The organism is Xanthomonas sp. WHRI 1810A (genome assembly GCF_040202885.1).
Taxonomy (GTDB): Bacteria; Pseudomonadota; Gammaproteobacteria; order Pseudomonadales; family Pseudomonadaceae; genus Aquipseudomonas.
The window spans coordinates 44,573-61,254 of the sequence record NZ_JBEGED010000001.1 but is presented as its reverse complement, the minus strand read 5'-3'; the positions used below and the strand labels follow the sequence as shown (position 1 = coordinate 61,254).

Below are 16,682 nucleotides of genomic sequence, written 5' to 3'. Positions count from 1 at the left end.
ACACGGGAAGATAATGGGGTCAGACCCAGATTGCTTCACCCTCATGACTATCTTGCGGAGCGCCCTATGTCATTCAAGCAGTTCAAAGCCCTGACGTTCGACGTCGTCGGGACCCTGATCGATTTCGAAGCGGGCATTCTCGCCCATGTGCGTGAAGTGGCGGGTGACGCGGGTAAAGCCTGCAGCGATGACGACATCCTCAAAGCCTACCGTGAGGCACGGGCGCAGACCGATTCGGGCTGGTGGCCGGACGATCTGGAGCGTTGCTATCACGTCATCGCCGCCAAACTGGGTCTGCCTGACAGCGACGAAAACGCCAAGGGCCTGGCGCAGGCAGTGAAGAACTTCCCGGCATTTCCTGATTCCATCGAGGCGCTCAAGCGCCTGCACAAGCACTTCAAGCTGGTGGCCACCACCAACTCGCAGATCTGGGCGTTGAACCACATGGCCAAGACCCTGGACGAGCCGTTCGACGTGCGTGTCACGGTGGACGATGTGCGCTTCGAGAAGCCTGATCCACAGTTTTTTGCCTACGCCCGTGGCGTATTGGCGACGCAAGGCATCCTCTTCGAGGACATCCTTCACGTTGCCCAGAGCCAGTATCACGACATCGGCGTGGCCATGCGCCTTGGCTACCAGACCTGCTGGATCGAACGTCGTCACGCGCAAAAGGGCACCGGCGGCACGTTGGAATCCGAGCGCACCGAGCCGCATTATCACTTCACTTCGCTGGCGCAGCTGGCCGACGCAGTCGAAAAAGAGCTGGGTTGATGACCTTGGCGCCCGGTACTTGCCGCGAGCGCCGTTCTTCTTTTTAGCCGGAAGCTGTCCATGACTGTTCAGAGCTTGTGGGCGGCGACCGCCCAACCTTCACCGGCGCTGCAACCTCTTCAAGGAGAGCGGCAGTGTGATGTGGTGATCATTGGCGCCGGTTACACGGGGCTGACGGCGGCACATCACATTGCGCTGAGCGGTCGTGAGCCGCTGATTGTCGAGGCCAACACGCTCGCCTGGGGCGCCAGCGGCCGTAACGGCGGTGTGGTGTCGCCCAAGTTCCGCGTGGGGTTTGCCACCCTGATGGCGCGCTTCGGACGCGACACCGCCTTGCAGATGTACCGCACCGGATACGCGGCGGTCGACAGCCTGGTGGAGATGGTCGATACCCTGGGTCTGAGCGAAGCGCGCCTGCATATGGGTGGACATATTGCGGCGGCGCACAACCCGCATGCGCTGAGCGGGCTGGTCTCGACGGCGAACTGGATCAAGCGCGAAACCGGTGGCGCCTCTTCAGTGATGATCAGTGCTGAACAGGTGCGCGAAATGACCGGTTCGACTCTCTTTCACGGCGGGCTGCTGACGCCCCGGGCCGGCGGTATTCACCCGTTGAATTACGCCCGCGGCATTGCCCGGAGCCTGCATGACCGTGGCGTGAAGATGTACATCAACAGCCCGGCCGAACAGGTTCGCCACGACGGCCAGCGGGTCATCGTGCAAACGCCCCAGGGACGGGTCAGTGCGCGGCAGGTGATCTACGCCACCAATGGCTATTCGGATCAGACGCGAGCCACCGACACCTTGCACCGCCGGCTGATTCCGTTTCGCAGCGCCATCATTGCCACTCAATCCCTGCCGGCCCACGTACTGGCGGGGCTGATGCCGGGGGGGCAAGTGTGTGGCGATACCAAACGCATGTTGCGCTGGTTCCGGGTGGTGGGGGATCGCTTGATCTTCGGGGGGCGCGGCGCCTTTGGCACGAACGATTCCGAGAGCGCCTTCCGCACCCTGCAACGCAGCATGGGCGAGGTGTTCCCGGTGCTGCGTGATTACACCGTCGAGTTTCGCTGGTCGGGCCTGGTGGCCATGACCCTCGATTACCTGCCCCATGCCGGACAGCTTGATGAGCGCAGCTTCTACGCCATCGGGTACAACGGAGGCGGTGTGGCGATGTCGACCTGGATGGGCCGGCAGCTGTCGGCGATGACCGCTGGCCAGAAAGTCGAGCTGGCACTGATGTCCGGCGAAAAATTCAAACCCATTCCACTGCATGCGTTCCGCGCGCCGGGCGTTCGTCTGGCGGCGGGATGGCAGCAGTTTCTGGATGTCATTGGCCGATAAGCGAGCGTCAACCCATGCCTGCGATCCTGCATTACGTACACCCCCACACTGACCGACAGATGCCCGGCGACGCCTTCGCCTTGCAAGGTGATCCCCTGGCTGCCGGCAGGGTCGTGCACTTTCATGACGCCGCCAAAGGCTATGCCGTGGGCAGCAGTGTCAGTGCTGATGCAAACCTCTTGATCGAGGACTTTCCCTGGGTCGAATTGGGCGTCGTCGAAGCGGGCGAGCTGACGTTGCAGGGAGAGGGCTTTCATCTGGAACTCAAGGCGGGGGATTGTTTCGTGGTGCCACGCGGTGTGAATGTCCGCTGGCACCATCGCGGGCAATTGCGCAGGGTGTTCATGGCCTTTCCCGGGCTGGCAGAAGACGGGCAGATGCCGTTGCAACCGCTGAAGATCGATCTGTCGCTGACGTTGCCGCCGAGCAATCCGCCGGCGGCCGAGGTGCTGCTGACCACAACGCCACGCGCCTGGAGCCAGACGCTGTTCGCCACTGCCAATCTGCGGATCGGACTGTGGGCGTGTGAGGGTTATGCGCGCAAACAGGTCGAGCCTGGGTATAGCGAGCTGATGTTTATTCTGGAAGGCGCAGTCACGCTGACTGCCGAGCGCGGCGAGGCCTGTCGGGTGCAGGCGGGCGAAGTGGTGATAGTGCCATCGGGTGCGACCAATGCCTGGGTCAGTGATGAAACCGTGCGCAAAGTGTTTTGCATCCTGAGCTAGTGTCACGCCTGCAGCGCAGCCGATTGCGGCCCCGCGCTGCTCGTGCGCTCCCACGGCATGGGGGCGGAATCAAAAAAAGGGCCTACAGCGAGGCCCATTTTCAGGTGTCGTTCACACGGCTCGAACCAGACTGCGCAATGGCACGGTGCTTTTGATGACCGGTGATTTGATGACGATGTAGCTGAAGTACTTCTCGATGCCGATGTTCTTGTCCAGGATCGACTCCATCAGCTCCTGATAGTGCTGGATGCTGCTGCACAGAAAGCGCACCAGGTAATCGTAACCACCACTGATCAAATGGCATTCGAGCACTTCATCGATGTTGCGGATGCTCGATTCGAATTTCACGAAATCCGACCGCTTGTGGTCAGACAGCGTGACCTCGGTGAATACGGTCACCGAATTGGCGAACTTGGCCAGGTTGACGTGGGCTTCGTAGCCACTGATGTAGCCCGCCGACTCCAGGCGCTTGACCCGTTGCAGGCAAGGGCTTGGCGACAGGCCGACGGCCTCGGCGAGGCTGACATTGGTCATGCGCCCGTCTTTCTGCAGTTGGACGAGAATGTTGATATCGATACGATCCAGCTTCGTTGCAGCGTCCATCGTTCAATCCTCGCAATGTCTAATCCAGAACCGGCACGGTCAGGCGTGCAGCGCCTTTTGATGAGCGTGGGCGAGGTCAGCCAGGCTGGCATATTCACAGCGCTTGCCGTCCATGGCCTGCGGTGAGTGATTCCAGGGCTGGCTGTGACCTCGGCGCAACGTACACACCGGGAAGTCCACCCGCAGGTTCCACGGATCATCGGTTTCGGTACTGCGTACCGGTAACAGTTCTGATCGCTCCAGTCCCAGGCCCTTGAGCGCGATCTCTAGGCTCGTGTGCCAATCATGGCTGCTGGGTTCGATAATCGCGTCGAATGCCACTGGCAGACGGTTGGTCAACGAACGCGCGTCGGTGCCATGGGGCGGGGCAATCAGTATCAAACGGTAGAACTTGCTCAGGTACTGCAAGGCACCTGGCGCGTCTTCAAATATGGGCCATTGGGACGATGAGCTACTGAACGCCACACTGTCATCCCAGCCAGGGGTGATATGCAATTGATAAGCCAGACGCTGATACAACTCGCCGTGAAATGCTGCAGGACTGACCTGTGATCCAGCACCTGCAAGCTCCATGGCCATCTGTCGGTAGGCAATGAGTAAATGCTCGTCACTGATGACCGATTCTCGCTGCACTGCCAACGGTCGCAGGCCTTCGAGAATGCCCCGTTCCCGATCAACCAGGGTGCCGAAGGAAAACCCCAACGCCTTGTACTGGGTGACTTTCATGATTGCTCCTGAGCGATGCGTTTGGGTTCCGTCATGATTGGCCCGAAGCCCGGCGCTGCCTGCAGGTCGGGCTCGGCAACGCCGCCCGGCGGTGGCAGGCCGGGCGCGACGTCAGCAGGCGGCGGTCAGTGCTTTTTCAAGCATCTGCAAGGCCTCGGCCACTTGCTCGGGTGTCGTGACCAGGGGTGCCAAAAACCGCACGACGTTGCGGTGCACGCCGCACTTGATCACCAGCAGCCCGGCGTTGCGTGCCTCATCGATCACCTTCTGCGCCAACGCGGCATCCGGGCTTTTTTTGCCGTCGTCGGCGATCATCTCAATGGCCAGCATGAAGCCCAGGCCGCGCACGTCACCGATGCGCGGGAAGCGTGTCTGCAAGGCCAGCAAGCCCTCACGCAACTGCGCCGCCAGTTTCTCGCTTTGGCTCAGCAGATCCTGCTCTTCAAACACGTCCATCACCGCCAGCGCTGCAGCACACGCCACCGCATTGCCGCCATAGGTGCCGCCCAGACCGCCCGGTGTCGGCGCGTCCATGATCTCGGCGCGCCCTACCACGGCCGACAATGGCATGCCGCCCGCCAGGCTCTTGGCGACGGTCACCAGATCCGGTTTGATGTCCGCATGCTGGAAGCCAAACAGGGTGCCGGTGCGGCCGAAACCCGCCTGGATTTCATCGAGTATCAGCACAATCCCGTGTTGGGTGCAGCGTTCGCGCAGTGCCTGCAGAAAAGCCTTCGGCGCCGGCAGGAAGCCGCCGTCACCCTGCACCGGCTCGATGATGATCGCGGCCACCCGATCAGGGGCTACGTCGGTGGCGAACAATTCGTCGAGGTCGGCCAGCGCATCGTCGCTGCTGATCCCGCGATACGCATTAGGGTAGGTCGCGTGGTAGATCTCGGCCGGGAACGGACCGAAATTCTGCTTGTACGGCTGGCTCATGCCAGTGAGGGTCACGCCCAGCAGGGTGCGTCCGTGAAATCCTCCACGAAAGGAAATCACCCCCGTACGGTTGGTGTGGCCGCGGGCAATCTTGATCGCGTTTTCCACAGCCTCCGCGCCGGAAGTGAACAGCACGCTTTTGTAGTGTTCATCGCCGCCGATCATCCTGTTGAGGCGCGCCGCGACTTCGATGTAGTTCTCGTAAGCCACCACCTGGAAGCTGGCGTGGGAAATTTCCCCGACCTGCCGACGTACCGCCTCAACCACACGCGGGTGACTGTGGCCGACGTTGAGCACGCCGATGCCACCGACGAAATCCAGGTAACGCTTGCCGTCCACATCCCACAATTGCGCGCCCTCGGCACGTGCGGCCACCACCGGATGGGCCGTGGCGATGCCGCGCGGTACGTGTTGGTCGCGCAGGGCGAGCAGGCGCTGGTTTTCAGTCAATGCAGAATTCATCTCGATCTCCGTAATGCCGGGCTGGCGGGTGATGTGATCAGGATAAGGACTGGCTGGAACCACAAGCGCTGAAGTTGCCGGGGGCAGCGCTGTGATCGACTGTTTTGCAGGGGGGTGACGACATAATCGACTGCGGCGGGCTGGCTGTACGTGGAGGGTCTGTGGGCGGGCGCTGTTCGCGATGGGCCGGGGCGATCCGGAACCTGCTCCGCCTTCATCGCGAGCAAGCGCCCTCGCACCGGATGTGACGGTGTGAACCGTTGCGATCAAGCCCCGGCGCGCGGTACGACGATGGTGTCTTCCGGGTGCAGGCGCATCAGCATCGGCGAGCCGATCGGCGGTAGGCTGAGGTTGCCTTCGTGATGGCTGGGCTGACGCAGGCTCACGGTGGGGCCGCCCTCCAGATCAACGAACACTTTCAGGCTTTCACCCTGGAAGACGATGTCCGATACCCGGCCGCGCAGGCGATTCCATTCAGGCCCGGACGTCTCGTTGTCGATCAGAAGTTTTTCCGACTGCAGCGCCAAAAATACATCCCCGGACGGCGGCACGGGGCGGGTGGTGCGCAGGGCGGTGCTGCCGAGCGTCAGGCCAGTGTCGCTGCGCTGCAGCGGCACCAGCGTGCTTTCGCCTATAAAGCTGGCGACGAAATCGTCGGAGGGGTGATCGTGCAGGCGACGCGGCGTGTCCACTTGCACCAGCTGCCCGCCGCGCATGATTGCGATCCGGTCACTCATGGTCAGGGCTTCGCGCTGATCGTGGGTCACGTAGATCATCGTAGCGCCCAGGCGCTTGTGCAGGGCGCGCAGTTCGATCTGCATGGTTTCACGCAGTTGCTTGTCCAGCGCCGATAACGGTTCGTCCATCAGAATCAGCTTGGGTTCGAAGACAATCGCCCGTGCCAGCGCTACCCGCTGGCGTTGGCCACCCGACAGCGCAGCGATTGAGCGATTCTCGTAGCCCGTCAGTTCCACCGTGGCCAGCGCCTGTTTGACCCGGTCGCGGCTCTTGGCTGCATTCTCGCCGCGAGCGCGCAGCGGGAACGCCACGTTTTCGCCGACTGTCATGTGCGGGAACAGCGCATAGTTCTGAAACACCACGCCGATTTCACGCTTGTGCGGCGGCATCAGCGTGACGTCACGCTCGCCAAAATGAATGCTTCCGGAACTGACCCGGATAAACCCGCCCAGAATGCTCAGCAGCGTGGTCTTGCCGGAGCCTGAAGGCCCCAGCAGCGACATGAATTCCCCCGCTTCGACCTTGAGGTTCACATTATTCAACGCCTTGAGGCTGCCGTACTGCTTGCACACCTGATTGACGCTGACTGATTCAAAACCTTCAGTGAAATTCATGAAGCGTCCTCCTTTGCAGAACGGGGGATTGCCCGAAGTGTCTGCATCCATCTGAACACAGGCAATGGCTGTGTTCGTGCCGTTTTTGGCCGCCAGGAAAACATGATGTGCTGCCCGGCGGTGTCGGTGCCACAGACTCTGCGCGATGCTCGCACCGCGTCGTGTGTCAGCTCAGGCCGCCGATGTGCCAGGCCTTGATTTCCAGGAACTCGTCCAGGCCGTACTTGGAGCCCTCGCGGCCGGTGCCCGATTGCTTCATGCCGCCGAACGGCGCGACTTCCATGGAGATGATGCCGGTGTTCAGGCCGACCATGCCGAACTCCAGGCGCTCGCCGACACGCCAGGCGCGGCGCATGTCCTGGGTGAAGTAATAGGCGCCCAGGCCATAGGGTGTGGCATTGGCCAGGGCCAGCGCCTGGGCTTCATCCTTGAAGCGGAACAGCGGGGCGACCGGGCCGAAGGTTTCCTCGCTGGCCAGCAGCATGTCGGCGCCGGCATCGCGCAGTACGGTGGGCTGCACATACAGACCGTTGCCCTCGGGCGCGCCGCCGATGACCACACTGGCCCCTTTTTCCAGCGCGTCGCCGATGTGTCGCGCGACTTTCTCCACCGCTGCGGCGTTGATCAACGGGCCAATGGTCACGCCCTCCAGCAGGCCGTCGCCGACTTTAAGTTGCGCCACTGCCGCGCTCAGGCGCTCGACGAAACGCTCGTAAATCCCGTCCTGCACCAGAATCCGGTTGGCGCAGACGCAGGTCTGCCCGGCGTTGCGGAACTTGCTCTGCATGACCCCGGCAATGGCCAGGTCCAGGTCGGCGTCGTCGAACACGATGAACGGGGCATTGCCACCCAGCTCAAGGCTCAGGCGTTTGATGGTCGAGGCGCACTGGCTCATCAGCAACTGTCCGACCTTGGTCGAGCCCGTGAAGGACAACTTGCGCACGGCCGGGTTGCTGGTCATTTCGCCACCGACCCCCGCCGGCAGGCCGGTGAGGACATTGAACACGCCGGCTGGAATCCCGGCGCGCTCGGCCAGCACGGCCAGGGCCAGGGCTGACAGCGGGGTCATTTCCGAAGGCTTGACCAACACCGGGCAACCCGCCGCCAGGGCCGGCGCGCATTTGCGGGTGATCATCGCGTTGGGGAAGTTCCACGGCGTGATCGCCGCCACCACGCCAATCGGCTGCTTGAGCACCAGAATGCGTCGGTCGGCAGCCGGGGAGGGGATGGTGTCGCCATAAACGCGACGGGCTTCTTCGGCGAACCATTTGACGAAGCTGGCGCCGTAGGCAATCTCGCCCCGTGATTCGCTCAGCGGCTTGCCCTGCTCGGCGGTCATGATCAACGCCAGGTCTTCCTGGTTTTCCATGATCAGGCCAAACCAGGCTTCCAGCAGACGCGCACGCTCTGCCGCCGGGACCTCTCGCCAGGTGGCGAAACACGCCTCGGCCGCCGTGATGGCGCGGCGCGTTTCGGCGGCCTGCAGCGCTGGCACTCGGGCAATCACGCTGCCATCTGCCGGGTTGGTCACCTCAAGGGTCGCGCCGTCGTCGGCTTCGATCCAGGCGCCGTTGACGTAGGCACGCTCGACGAAAAGAGAAGGGTCACGCAGTGTGGATTTCAACATGATCAGGGTGCCTTGAAAGTTCGAGGGAGGTCCAGACGATGGATCCATTGTAAAAACCTGCGCTCAGCCACCGATGCCGAGATGACCTGTCGGACGCTTGATAGATGCTGAATTGCGGCAAATGGCGGCAGGCTGTGCTGGGCCGGTGCGCAGGTGCATGCAGGAGCGCGCGCTATGAATCAATGGCGTCAGGCCCCGGTCGCTGCCATGTAGGCAGCGGACTCAACGCGGCTTGTTACGCCCTGCAATCACCACCAGCAGCAGCGACGCCAGAATCAGGATCGAACTGATCGCAGCGATCGTCGGGTCGATTTCGTCGCGCAATGCCGTGAACATGCGCTTGGTCAGGGTCTGGTTGTCGCCACCGGAGATGAACAGCGCCACCACCGTTTCATCCAGCGAGGTGATGAAGGCGAACAGTGTCGCCGACACCAGGCTGGGCTTGATCTGCGGCAGGGTCACGGCCATGAAGGCGCGGAAGCGATTCATGCCCAGACTGCGGGCGACCATCTCCTGAGACATGTCGAAGTTTCGCAAGCCCGCCAGCAAGGCAATGATCACGTAGGGCAGGGCCAGCATGATGTGCGCCAGAATCAGCCCCGTCATTGTGCTGATCAGCCCGACCCGGGCGTACACGAAGAACACCCCGGCCGCGATCAGGATGATCGGCACCATCATCGGCAGCAGCAAAATGATCTGCAGCGTGCGCACCACTTTCAGGCTGGAACTATTGATCGCATAAGCGGCAGCCATGCCGATGGGCAGGCTGACGAGGGTGGTGACAAATGCCGTGATCAGACTGACCCGGGCCGCAGACATCCATTCGGCGCTGTTGAACAATGCTTCATACCAGCGCAGGGAAAATGCCTTGGGCGGAAACTGCAGGAAGCGCGCTTCGGAGAATGACATTGGCACCACGATCAGCACCGGCAGGATCAGGTACAGCAGAATCGCCGCCACCACCAGGGTGAACAGCATGTGTGTGAAGCGGACATGGCGCAGGTTGGCAAGCAGTTTCATTCAGCGTGCTCCCAGAATGCGTTCGATAGGGATGAACTTGTTGATGCCCCAGAAAATCAGGAACACCACCAGCAGCAACACCAGGCCCACGGCGCTCGCAGCCCCCCAGGCGTGATACAACTCGACGTTGCGTTGCACCAGCATCGACACCAGGATCGTGCGGCCGCCTCCCAGTAATTCCGGGGTGATGAAAAAGCCCAGGCAGATCACGAACACCAGGATGGAACCGGCCATGATGCCGGGCGCGGCCATCGGCAGGAACACTCTGCGGAAGGTATAGAACGGCTTGGCGCCGAGGCTTTCTGAAGCCTGCATCAAGTCCTGGGGGATCTTTTTCATCACCGAATAAAGCGGCAGCACCATGAACGGCAGCATCACGTGCAAGGTGCCGATCACGGTGCCGGTGGTGTTGTGCATCAGGTTCAGCGGCTGGTCGATGATCCCCAGATCGATGAGTGTCTGGTTGACCAGTCCTCGGCGCTGCAGCAAGACCAGCCAGGCGTAGGAGCGCACCAGCACGCTGGTCCAGAAAGGAATGATCACGCAGATCAGAATCAGATTGGCCCAGAAGCCATGCAGGCGCGAGGCGGCATAGGCGATCGGAAACCCCATGAAGATCGACAGCACCGTGACAATGAGGCTGATCTTGAAGGTCAGGACAAACGTGTCCAGGTAAATGCGTTCCTGGAAGATGCGTGCGTAGTTGGCCAGGGAAAACCCTTCCTCGGTTTGCACCGACTGAAACGCCAGCCAGCACATCGGCAGGATCAGCAGCACCACCACCATGATCAGCGCCGGGGTCAGCAGCAACAGCATCGAGGTGTTTTCCCTGCGCTCTTCCCGGGCCAGCGCCTGGCTGTTGGTGAGCGGCGGCTGAAGCGGGTCGTTGCCGGATTCAGGCAGGGCTTTGGCGGGGTATGCGTTGGACATGTCGAGCCTCCGTCACTGCTGTTGGCTGGACGTTGGCCAGCCGCTGCTGACGCCGCCGGTCTTGCCAAAAAGCATCGCCAGGCTCGCGGAATGAAAAGCGCGTGGTGTGCGTGTTGTCATGTAAGGACTCCCGAGGAAGGGGCAGATTCTGCAAGCGAGCAGGGCAAGCGGCTCTGTGGCGGCCTATGCGTCCCAATGTAGCGAGTTGTCGAAAATGAAGCGGTCATAAATGCCCCGCCGGGGAGTGGTTTATTGCGTAATCGACCCGGCTGACGGCATGTCCTGCGTTGAGGTCGCTGGGGCGGGCCTGACGGGGCTCGCCGGGCCTGGACCGCTGGTTACTTTTTCTGCACGAACGACAGCCAGCGCTCTTCGGCCTTCACGCCGTCCTGAGACGCCCACCATTTGGCCGAAAGCAGCGCCTGACGGGAGATATTTTCCGGCGCCGAGGGCAGTTTGGAGACGCGCTCCTGGGGGATGATGCCGGTCTTGAACGCTTCAGGATTGAGCGGGCCATAATCGATGGCCAGGGGCAGGGCGGCCTGCAGTTTCGCGTCGATGGCCTCGTTGACGAATTTCATCGCTGCAGCCTTGTGCGTGGAGCCCTTGAGCACGCACAACGAATTGGTTTCCAGCACGCCCTGGTTGTAGTCGAACGCCACGGGGGCGCCGTCTGCCTGTACCGCCGTGATGCGTCCGTTCCAGGCCTGGATCATGTCCACTTCGCCATCGCTGATCAGCTGCGCCGATTGCCCGCCCGAGGTCCACCAGGTGGCGATGTGGGGTTTGATTTCTTCCAGTTTCCTGAAAGCCCGGTCCACGTCCAGCGGGTACAACTTGTCAGCGGGCACGCCGTCCGCCATCAAGGCAATTTCCAGGGTTGGACGCGGCAGATTGCGCAGCGAACGCTGGCCCGGAAAATTGCGTGTGTCCCAGAAATCCGCCCAAGTCTTCGGCGCCGCCTTGTTCTTGAAGGCATCGGTACGGTAAGCCAGCACCGTGGAATAACTGATATAGCCGACGCTGTAATCGTCCTTGAGATCGGCGGGCATTTGCGCGGCGTTGGGGATCAGCGACAGGTCGAGTTTTTCGAACAGGCCTTCTCCTTCGCCGCGAATGCAGTCGCCGGTCGGCAGGTCGACCACGTCCCAGGTCACTTTGCCGCTTTCAACCTGTGTTTTGATGATCGGGTACGCCTTGGGCGAGCTGTCCTGCTTGAGCGTCAGCCCGAGCTTCTTTGCAGCGGGTTCCAGGATTGCCTTGCTCTGGGCCTCCTGATACGCCCCGCCCTGGGAGACGAAGGTAATGTCTTCAGCGAAGGCAGCACCGGCACCGCCGGCCAACAGGGCCAGGCTCGTTAATTGGAAGGTGCGGATGACATTCATAAAAGGGACTCCCGTGGGTTGGCAGCTTTGAATAATGGAGCCTAGGTTTCGGTCGCCGTCTTGACGCTGGCTTTGAATGATCAATGTACGTGCAACGGCCCGGACGAAGCGGACACAAATCGTCCCGGCGAAAGCGTTTTATTGCGCAAACGACAATCTGCGCGGCATGTCCTGCGCCAGAGGGCTATCACTCAGCTGAGCGCGGCGTGGATTTTCCTTTGCGCCTGAACCCCAACTGAACGAATTTCTCGATCAAACCAGAAAACCTTTGGATACCTGAACTTATCTACCTTTTCTCCCTCTCATGCCGGTAGCCATTGATCGCGGCAGCCTGATAAGCTCGCGGCTTTACTCGTTTGCCCTATTGGCGCATGAACAAGGAATTAGCATGAAACAGCATCGGTTGGCAGCGGCGATAGCCCTGGTCGGTCTGGTACTCGCAGGTTGCGACAAGCAAGCCAGCACCGTCGAGTTGAAGACTCCGGCGCAAAAAGCTTCCTACGGTATCGGTCTGAACATGGGCAAGAGCCTGGCTCAGGAAGGTATGGACGATCTGGATTCCAAAGCGGTAGCGCTGGGTATCGAAGACGCCGTCGGCAAGAAAGAACAGAAACTCAAAGACGACGAGCTGGTAGCAGCGTTCGGCGATCTGCAAAAACGTGCTGAAGAGCGCATGGCCAAGATGAGCGAAGAGTCGGCCACCGCCGGCAAGAAGTTCCTCGAAGACAACGCCAAGCGCAAGGAAGTCACCACCACAGCTTCCGGCCTGCAATACGAAATCATCAAGAAGGGCGACGGCCCTCAGCCCAAGCCAACCGACGTCGTGACTGTTCACTACGAAGGCAAGCTGACTGACGGCAAAGTGTTCGACAGCTCGGTAGAGCGCGGCAGCCCGATCGATTTGCCAGTCAGCGGTGTCATCCCGGGTTGGGTTGAAGGCCTGCAACTGATGCACGTCGGCGAGAAGGTCAAGCTGTACATTCCTAGCGATCTGGCTTACGGCGCTCAGAGCCCGAGCCCGATGATCCCGGCCAACTCGGTGCTGGTATTCGATCTGGAACTGCTGGGCATCAAAGACCCTGCAGCCGTCGCCAACGATGCCGCCGCAGGTGCGGCAGCCACTGACGACGAAGAGCAAGAGACTGCACCGGCCGAACCGGCCGCCAAGAAGTAATCGATTCGTCGATTGTCGCTTGAACAAAATGCCCCGTTTTCGGGGCATTTTTGTGTGCGCGCCAAACAGAGCGAACGCAGGCCGATGGACACAGTCCCAATAGCGTTGGGGCATTCATCATTCGTTTGGATTGTCCGACGATTTCGGCAGTGCATCGATTCAGCCTCCGGCTAGTCTCGGCAGGGGTCCAAGTCAATGCATTTCTGCGTTTATTTTATGTGAGTAAAAAACGCGCGATTTAAGCCCAAGCCCGGTAGGACGGGGGTTTCAGCGTTGAAACACGGCTCTGTTCACAAGGTTATCCACAACTTGTGTGGATAACATTTTCGAAGCCGTTGCGGGTGTAAAGTGGCGCAACTTTTATCATCGGTTTGGTTGAAGGCAACCTGGAGTGAGCATGAAAGCACCTTGGCATTTACTGCGTTACCTGCCGATGGCCCGGCGACTCATGGCAGCAGGCCGGCTGCCGGCGCTGCTGTTTGCCGTGGCGCGCAAAGGCGCGGGCGAGGGCAACCGGCTCGGCAAAATCAAGGACGACCTCAAGTTGCTGCAAGCGTTGTGTCTGGCCTACTGGCGAGGCGAGTACCGCGCGATCAGCCCCAAGGCGATCCTGTCGGTGGTGGCGGGGTTGATGTATTTCATCAGCCCGCTGGACGCGATCCCGGACTGGATTCCCGGCCTGGGCATGCTGGACGACATCGCGGTGCTGGCGTGGGTCATGAAGAGCCTGAACACCGAGCTAGATGCGTTCCGCGCGTGGCGTGCTAAGCAAAGCCCGGAAAAACTGGCGGTGGTGGAGCGTCTGCCGGCCAATCCCAAGGTGCTGGAGCAGGAAAAGGCCAAGTCCTGACGAGAATGAATATAAGCTTGGCATCCCCTGTTAAGATGCGGCCATAGAGAAAAAGCCTACGTGCAATACGTTGCCGTCCTACAGGGGGTTATATGGATCTTCAGGTCATATCGCGTGATGGAGAGCCAGAATACGCGGTCCTGCCATGGGCCCAGTATCAGGCGTTGATCCAGGCGGCAGGGCTGTCCGGGCCGCCCATCACCAGGGTTGTCGAGCCTGTCGCCACTGCAGTAGCGGACGATGAATTACCAGGGCTGGACCAACTGGGGCCGTTGCGTCAGGCCAAGGGCCTGGAAGTGGCTCAACTGGCGCGCACCGTCGGCATCAGCCCTTCCTACCTTGAGCTCATCGAAAACGGCACGCGCCTGCCGGACGCCGCGATTCGTCGCAGCCTGGCATGGGAATTGGGTCTGGCGGGCTGGCGAGGTGAGTCATGAGTGTGCGCATCAGCCGACAACACTGGGAAGCGTTGCTGGCTGAACTGGACCTGGCCCGGCGTCAGCGTCATCTGGTCACCTATCGCGCGTTGCTCGAACGCCTGCAACTGCCTACACCGGCGATGCTGACCCTGACCGCCGCGCTGGAACACCTGGCGGCCATGGACGCCAAATCCGACCAGCCGATGCGCAGCTCACTGGTCATCAGTCAGGGCGCCAGTCGCCTGCCGCGTACCGGTTTTTTCGAGTGCGCCGAACGGCTGGGGCGTTTCTCCGGTCCCTCTGACGGCATTGCCGCTGCGTCGTGGCATGCGTCGGAAGTGGTCAGGGTGTTTGAGTTCGAGTATGCGCAGGACGAGTAATCGCAAACGCCTTGTAGGAGCGCGCTTGCCCGCGATGGCGGTGGGGCAGTTCATCAACGTGGGCCTGACACACCGCCATCGCGGGCAAGCGCGCTCCTACACAGGCAACGCCGCCTTAGCTGTATCGATCACATGAATACTCGCCCCAATCACTTCCTTGGCGTAGTGCTTGGCCTGTGACGCCAGCTCGGCCAGTTGGCTGGCGCTCAGCACTTCACACGCCTCCGGGCGCAGATGCACCACGCCAATGGACAGCGACAACAGGGCGAATTCCTGGCGTTGGCCCTGACGATTCAGCGCCATGAAGCAACCGGCTTCCAGGTGCTCGGCGCGGTAGAAGCGCCGGCACTGGTTCTGGAAATCCTCCAGCAGCAGGTTCAGGCGCCTGCGCCAGTCCTCCGACCCCAACACCATCAGAAAGTCATCGCCGCCAATGTGCCCGACGAAATCGCGACTGGGGTCGATGCGGTCGTTCAGGCACTGCGCCAGGCACAGCAAGACCTCGTCGCCTCGGCCGTAGCCGTAGATGTCGTTGAAGGGCTTGAAGCTGTCGATGTCGACGTAGCAGATCATCGACTCACGGCCCTGCTGCAACAGCCGGGTCAGGCATTGCTGGATCGGCACGTTGCCCGGCAGCAGCGTTAGCGGGTTGGCGTAGCGGGCCTGCTGGATCTTCAGTTCGGTGATCAATTTCAATACGTCGATCACCCGGCCCAGGCCCAGGTACGCGCCGTTCTGCATGATGATGAAATCTTCTTCGATCCGCTGCCGCGCCCGGCTGGTGATCAGGCGGCTGACCTGCTGCAGCGACTGCGTCAGCTCCACGGCCAGAAAGTCATCGCTCATCAGCCGGCTGATGGGTTTGCGCGCGTAGATCTCGGTGGCGAACGGTTGCAGCAGCACGTCCGACAGCGAATGCCGGTGAACGATGCCGATGGGCTGCAGTTGCTCATCGAGCACCGCCAGGGAGTTGAGATTGGCCTGCTTGCGGAAGGCTTCCAGGACGCTTGCGGTCGGGGTCGATTGCAGCACCGCCGGTTGCTCGTTGAGCAGGGCAATCAGATCACTGATTTCTTCGCCCGTCGCCGTGGTGGCGGGGTCGGCCTTGGGCAGCATCGCGCGGGCGTCGCGGGGCGGGTGTTCCTGCGGACGGCACAGCAAATAGCCCTGCACCAGGTCGATGCCCATGTCGATCAGCACTTCCAGCTCTTCCTGCAGCTCGATGCCTTCGGCGATCACCAGCGCCCGCGAGGCCCTGGCCATTTGCAGCATGGAGCCCACGAATTCGCGCTTGACCGCGTCCTGGTGAATGCCGTCGATGAAGTGCCGGTCGATCTTCACGTAATCGGGGCGCAATTCGGACCACAGGCGCAGGCTCGAATAGCCCGCGCCCAGGTCATCCAGCGCGATGGAAAAACCCATGTCGCGATAATGGTGTAGCGCGTTGTACAGCAGGCCGAAGTCGTCGGTGGGGGTCTGTTCGGTCAGCTCGATGACCACGCGGCTGGGCGGGATGCCGTAGCTGTCCAGCAACTCCAGCGTGCGCCCCGGCGGGTGGGAGGGTTCGAGCAGTGATTCGGGGGAGATGTTCAAGAACAGCTTGCCCTCAAGCCCCTGCTGGCTGAAGCGCCGACAGGCCGAGTCGCGGCAAGCCATTTCCAGTTCACTCAGGCGACCGGCCTGGCGTGCTACTGCGAACAGGCTGACGGGGGAGTGCAACGCACTGTTGGACGGGCCACGCGTCAGGGCTTCGTACCCCAGGATGCGTCGGTCAGACAGCGACACAATCGGTTGAAACAGGCTGTGCAAGTCGCCCTGAGCCAGAATCGAACTCAGGGCGCTCAGCTGTTCAGTGACGGTCATGGCAATCTCGGGGCAAGAAAAAGGGGCTCGGCGTGTGCGCCGAGCCCCCGTATTTCACGACAGCTTCATGACTGCTTGATGACGATTGCTATTACATCGCCATCTTTTTCAT

General features: G+C 61.3%; 16 protein-coding genes. 7 read left to right on the top strand and 9 right to left on the bottom strand.

Translation table 11 applies throughout. The features are described 5' to 3' along the window. Positions 1-66: 66 nt before the first annotated feature. Genes ABQX22_RS00230 through ABQX22_RS00220 form a run of 3 tightly spaced genes read left to right on the top strand, consistent with a single transcriptional unit; the run spans position 67 to position 2,840 of the window. A complete protein-coding gene (locus ABQX22_RS00230) occupies positions 67-771 on the top strand; it encodes an HAD-IA family hydrolase (protein ID WP_349795328.1) in 705 nt (234 codons plus the stop codon). 60 nt (positions 772-831) lie between these two features. Next, positions 832-2,115, top strand: coding sequence for an NAD(P)/FAD-dependent oxidoreductase (locus ABQX22_RS00225; protein ID WP_349795326.1), 1,284 nt, complete (start codon positions 832-834; stop codon positions 2,113-2,115). A 14-nt stretch (positions 2,116-2,129) separates the two neighbouring features. Then, positions 2,130-2,840, top strand: a complete 711-nt coding sequence (locus ABQX22_RS00220; RefSeq protein ID WP_349795324.1) for a cupin domain-containing protein — start codon at positions 2,130-2,132, stop codon at positions 2,838-2,840. A gap of 111 nt (positions 2,841-2,951) precedes the next feature. On the opposite strand, the gene ABQX22_RS00215 is transcribed toward ABQX22_RS00220, so the two are convergent. The 8 genes from ABQX22_RS00215 to ABQX22_RS00180 all read right to left on the bottom strand — a co-directional run bounded on the left by ABQX22_RS00215 (position 2,952) and on the right by ABQX22_RS00180 (position 11,884). Continuing rightward, positions 2,952-3,443, bottom strand: a complete 492-nt coding sequence (locus ABQX22_RS00215) for an Lrp/AsnC family transcriptional regulator (protein ID WP_020289696.1) — start codon at positions 3,441-3,443, stop codon at positions 2,952-2,954. Positions 3,444-3,482: 39 nt separating this feature from the next. Beyond that, positions 3,483-4,169 (bottom strand): hypothetical protein, encoded by a 687-nt coding sequence (locus tag ABQX22_RS00210; RefSeq protein WP_349795322.1) that lies wholly within the window; start codon positions 4,167-4,169, stop codon positions 3,483-3,485. Positions 4,170-4,280: 111 nt separating this feature from the next. Further along, positions 4,281-5,570: a 4-aminobutyrate--2-oxoglutarate transaminase gene (gabT, locus tag ABQX22_RS00205; protein WP_349795320.1), complete on the bottom strand. Its 1,290-nt coding sequence runs from the start codon at positions 5,568-5,570 to the stop codon at positions 4,281-4,283. A 266-nt stretch (positions 5,571-5,836) separates the two neighbouring features. Continuing rightward, positions 5,837-6,922: an ABC transporter ATP-binding protein gene (locus ABQX22_RS00200; RefSeq protein ID WP_349795318.1), complete on the bottom strand. Its 1,086-nt coding sequence runs from the start codon at positions 6,920-6,922 to the stop codon at positions 5,837-5,839. Positions 6,923-7,088: 166 nt separating this feature from the next. Then, positions 7,089-8,549, bottom strand: a complete 1,461-nt coding sequence (locus ABQX22_RS00195) for an NAD-dependent succinate-semialdehyde dehydrogenase (protein WP_349795316.1) — start codon at positions 8,547-8,549, stop codon at positions 7,089-7,091. 222 nt (positions 8,550-8,771) lie between these two features. Beyond that, positions 8,772-9,569 carry an ABC transporter permease gene (locus tag ABQX22_RS00190; RefSeq protein ID WP_349795314.1) on the bottom strand — a complete coding sequence of 266 codons (798 nt, stop codon included), beginning with the start codon at positions 9,567-9,569 and terminating at the stop codon, positions 8,772-8,774. After that, entirely contained in the window at positions 9,570-10,499 is a 930-nt protein-coding gene (locus ABQX22_RS00185) for an ABC transporter permease (protein WP_349795312.1), read from the bottom strand. 338 nt (positions 10,500-10,837) lie between these two features. Beyond that, positions 10,838-11,884: an ABC transporter substrate-binding protein gene (locus tag ABQX22_RS00180; protein WP_349795310.1), complete on the bottom strand. Its 1,047-nt coding sequence runs from the start codon at positions 11,882-11,884 to the stop codon at positions 10,838-10,840. 388 nt (positions 11,885-12,272) lie between these two features. Here ABQX22_RS00180 and ABQX22_RS00175 point away from each other — a divergent pair, with 388 nt between their 5' ends. From ABQX22_RS00175 to ABQX22_RS00160, 4 genes are all read left to right on the top strand, one after another. Beyond that, positions 12,273-13,058 carry an FKBP-type peptidyl-prolyl cis-trans isomerase gene (locus tag ABQX22_RS00175; RefSeq protein WP_349795308.1) on the top strand — a complete coding sequence of 262 codons (786 nt, stop codon included), beginning with the start codon at positions 12,273-12,275 and terminating at the stop codon, positions 13,056-13,058. A 397-nt stretch (positions 13,059-13,455) separates the two neighbouring features. Then, positions 13,456-13,908 carry a YkvA family protein gene (locus tag ABQX22_RS00170; RefSeq protein WP_349795307.1) on the top strand — a complete coding sequence of 151 codons (453 nt, stop codon included), beginning with the start codon at positions 13,456-13,458 and terminating at the stop codon, positions 13,906-13,908. Positions 13,909-14,000: 92 nt separating this feature from the next. Next, positions 14,001-14,345, top strand: coding sequence for a helix-turn-helix domain-containing protein (locus ABQX22_RS00165; protein WP_349795305.1), 345 nt, complete (start codon positions 14,001-14,003; stop codon positions 14,343-14,345). Beyond that, complete coding sequence (locus ABQX22_RS00160) at positions 14,342-14,707, top strand: hypothetical protein (RefSeq protein WP_349795303.1); 366 nt, start codon at positions 14,342-14,344, stop codon at positions 14,705-14,707. The genes ABQX22_RS00165 and ABQX22_RS00160 overlap by 4 nt, the downstream gene beginning before the upstream one ends. 96 nt (positions 14,708-14,803) lie before the next feature. On the opposite strand, the gene ABQX22_RS00155 is transcribed toward ABQX22_RS00160, so the two are convergent. Next, entirely contained in the window at positions 14,804-16,570 is a 1,767-nt protein-coding gene (locus ABQX22_RS00155; RefSeq protein ID WP_349795301.1) for a bifunctional diguanylate cyclase/phosphodiesterase, read from the bottom strand. Between the last annotated feature and the right edge of the window lie 112 nt (positions 16,571-16,682).